The organism is Frankia sp. CcWB2 (assembly GCF_977927585.1).
Window position 1 is genome coordinate 1 of the sequence record NZ_CDWRCM010000142.1, and the last position, 3659, is coordinate 3659.

Sequence of the window (3659 nt, forward strand, 5' to 3'; positions counted from 1 at the left end):
CGTCAACGTCGCCTCCATAGGGTCCAAGCCGGGCACCCGCATCGGCCGCAATCCGAGCCGGGCCGGTAGTGCTCGTGGTCATGACGCGCATGGCCGCAGCGGCAGTGCAGGACAAGCAGACCGCGGATCGACCTCACAGGGCCACCTCCGTCCGGATGGGAGTGATAAGTGAGTTAACTGCCTAAATGTCGTATGTGAGCCAATCTGCCTGGTATGTCTAGACGTTCGGGCGGAGATCGTCCAGGTCGTCCTTCCCGGCCGGCCGGGGGACGCCTGCCTGGCTCTCGTCCGCGACTCGGTGCCCTCTCCGCGTGACCACCCCGAGGCTCGGCCCGGCTACGACCGGGTGGCCCGAGGAACGTCTGTGACGGGGCGGTTTATCGTCTCCAGATCCTGAGCGCCGTAGCAAGCGACCCATCGGGAGACGATAGGGATCATGAGTATCTCGAGCGGGACCGGGGCATCGGGCACCTCGGCCGGGCGCCACGCCGACGGGCGGCGGGGGGGAAACGCGCCGCCCGAGGCGAACGAGCGCGCTGTCATCCGGCGCCGGTGGTGGCCACGCCCGGCGGTGCGGCCGAAACCCGGTCTGTCCGGCGCCCGCCGGGGCCTGTCCGCCCGGTCTGGTCCGGTCGGTCGGGGGCCCGCCGCCTCTCCCGCCTCTCCCGTCCCTCCCGCACCGCCTGCCCCCCAGGCACCGCGTGCCCTGTCGGCCTCGGCGGCGTCATCGGCCTCACCGGCGTCGTCGGCCCCGCCGCTGACGACACCACCCGGCGCCCGTTCCGGCAGGAAGAGCAGCAGGATGCCCGTGCTGCCCCCCTGGAAACGGCCGTGGGCGCCTCGGGCCGCTGCGCTGCTGGCCCTGGTTGTCGGCCTGGTCGACGTCGTCTCCGCGGTCACCCCGGAGTGGCGCTCCGGCCTGGAGGACCTGCGAGTGCTCCTGCCCCCTGCAGCCTCCCAGCAGGCCGCCGCGTTTACCGTCGTCGTCGGCATGCTGCTCGTGCTGCTGACGCCGGGGCTGCGCCGCCGCAAGCGGCGGGCCTGGCGGGCCGTGGTGGTCCTGCTCGGCGTGAGCATCGTGCTCCACGTTGCCAAGGGTCTGGACTACGAGGAGGCGGCCGGATCGGCCGCGCTGCTTATCGCCCTGCTGCTGGTTCACGGGGAGTTCCGGGCCAAGGGCGACCCGTCGACGCGTTGGCGGGCGCTCGGCGTCGGCCTGCTGCTCACCGTCGTCTCGATCGGGATCGGGTTCCTGCTGCTCTATCTGCGCCAGGACCGGATCGTCGGCTCGCATTCGCTGTCCGCTCAGTTCGAACAGATCGTCGAGGGACTCGTCGGGATCCCCGGTCCGCTGCGGTTCACCTCCGACCGGTTCTCCGACCTCGCCGCCCGCGTGCTGCTGACGATGGGCCTGTTGACCATCGTGACCACCGGCTACCTCGCGCTGCGACCGCCCGAGCCCCGGCCCCGGCTGACCGACTCCGACGAGGAACGGATACGTGCCCTGCTGGCCCGGCATGGCAAGGCCGACTCGCTGGGATACTTCGCGCTGCGGTCGGACAAGTCGGTGATCTGGTCACCGACCGGCAAGGCCTGCGTGGCCTACCGGGTGGTCTCCGGCGTGATGCTGGCCAGCGGAGACCCGCTCGGTGACCGGGAGGCTTGGCCGGGGGCCATCAGGGAGTTCCTGCGCGAGGCGGCCGACCATGCGTGGATGCCGGCGGTCCTCGGCTGCTCGGAGGCGGGTGGCTTCGCCTGGACCCGCGCCGGTCTGTGCGCGCTGGAATTTGGTGACGAGGCCATCGTCGGCACGGCGTCGTTCACGCTGGAGGGCCGGGCGATGCGTAACGTTCGCCAGGCGGTCGCCCGGGTGGAACGTGCCGGCTACACTGCGGTCGCGCGGCGGGTCGGCGATCTCGCGCCGGCCGACCTCGCCCAGCTGAAGGCACAGGCCGCGGCCTGGCGGGGTACCCAGACGGAACGGGGCTTCTCGATGGCGCTCGGCCGCCTCGGCGGCGGCGCGGACGGCGACTGCGTGGCCGTGATGGCCTTCTCCCATGATGCGGGCCCCCGCGACGCGGACGACCCGGTGAACGGTGCTCCGGGTCACCCGGCGAACGACACGACGAGCGGAACCGGGGACGACGCGTCGCATGCCGGCGCGGCCGGCACCGAGCCCCGGCTGCGCGCCCTGCTGCACTTCGTGCCGTGGGGACCCAACGGCCTGTCGCTGGACGCGATGACGCGGGACCGGACCGCCGACAACGGGCTGAACGAGTTCCTCATCGTCAGCGCCCTGCGCCAGGCCCGCGAGCTGGGCGTCGAACGGCTGTCGCTGAACTTCGCGTTCTTCCGGTCCGCGCTCGAACGCGGCGAGCGCCTGGGCGCCGGGCCGGTCATCCGCTGTTGGCGTTCCCTGTTAATATTCTTGTCCCGCTGGTTCCAAATCGATAGCTTGTACCGGTTCAACGCCAAATTCCAACCCACCTGGCAGCCCCGTTACATCTGCTACTCCGCCAGTTCCGAGCTACCACGGATCGCCCTGGCGATGCTCGAAGCCGAGGCCTTCCTGGTCTGGCCCCGCTGGCGCGACCATCTGTCCGGGTTATCCCGGCTGTCCCGGCTGTCCCGGTCCGGGACGGCCGGCATCCATCACCGTGTCCGAAGAAAGGACACCTCGACCGGCACTGGGCCAGGCTGACCGGATCTTCGCCGGAATGTCCTTCGGCGTGTTCTGCGCGCTGAACCTCGGGCTACGCCACCGTGACTTCGGCGTGTGGCGTCCGGTGCTTCGAGAGAGTCTGCGGTGGGCGGTGCCGTCCGACGTCCGCAAAGGTGGCGTGCCCACTGTCTTGCGCTGATCCCCGCTGCTGGTCCCAGAGTGGATTTCCGGGGTCAAATCGGTGCGATCCAGGCGATGTTCCTCGGTTCTTGATCTGCATTTTTAGTGTGTGCCGCTGATCCGAAACGCCGACGGTAGCGGGCATGATGGTGGCGGCGTCCTGGATGTCCGGTGCCACCACGGTCTGCTCGTCCAGTGCTCCATCGCAGAGCCTTCCTGTCTCATCGAACCGCCAAAAAGGGCCTCATCATGTCATTAAAGGGAAGATCCTCCTTCTGACTCTGGTGTAGGCAGCAACATTCTCAATCGCGGCTGGTTGCAACCGTGACCAGTTGTTCCTTTGACGGAAGAGGAGCCAAGCGTGGCAAGTGTGATCGACGGCATCTACCGGATCAGCATCGCCGGGCAGCAGACCCTCACCGACGTGGGCGGGGGCAACCTCGTCCTTCTGCCCGACGGCGACGGCGACGGGCAGGTGTGGCAGGTGCAGCGCGCCGACGACGACACCTACACGATCCGCAAGCCGTCCGGCGGGGCTTTTGTGGGCTTCGATGGTGACCCGGACGCGTTCGAGCGGGTACGTGTGCTCCCGGAGCCGCGTGAATGGAAGATCGCCGCTGGCCCCCAGTCGGGTACCTTCACCATCGGTGTCCCGGACAATGAACTGACCCTGGGGCTTCACCCGGCGCTCATCTACCCGCCGCTGGTTGCCCTGTCACCCATCTTCAGCGAGGATAGGGGCTGGATTTTCGAGGGCGTCGAGTAGTCGAGTAACCCGTTCACCCGGGTCCCGGCCCGGCCGGTGAACGAGGCCCTG

At 69.2% G+C, this 3659-nt stretch carries 2 protein-coding genes; both read left to right on the plus strand.

The window, feature by feature from the left end; all coding sequences use genetic code 11:
- Nucleotides 1-802 precede the first annotated feature (802 nt).
- Nucleotides 803-2701, plus strand: coding sequence for a phosphatidylglycerol lysyltransferase domain-containing protein (locus tag ACY45C_RS14935; RefSeq protein ID WP_462188207.1), 1899 nt, complete (start codon nucleotides 803-805; stop codon nucleotides 2699-2701).
- Between the two features lie 502 nt (nucleotides 2702-3203).
- Complete coding sequence (locus ACY45C_RS14940) at nucleotides 3204-3608, plus strand: hypothetical protein (RefSeq protein ID WP_462188208.1); 405 nt, start codon at nucleotides 3204-3206, stop codon at nucleotides 3606-3608.
- Nucleotides 3609-3659 lie beyond the last annotated feature (51 nt).

Coding starts and splice junctions, on each gene's coding strand:
- ACY45C_RS14935 (WP_462188207.1), top strand. CDS start 803: ATGCCCGTGCTGCCCCCCTGGAAACGGCCGTGGGCGCCTCGGGCCGCT.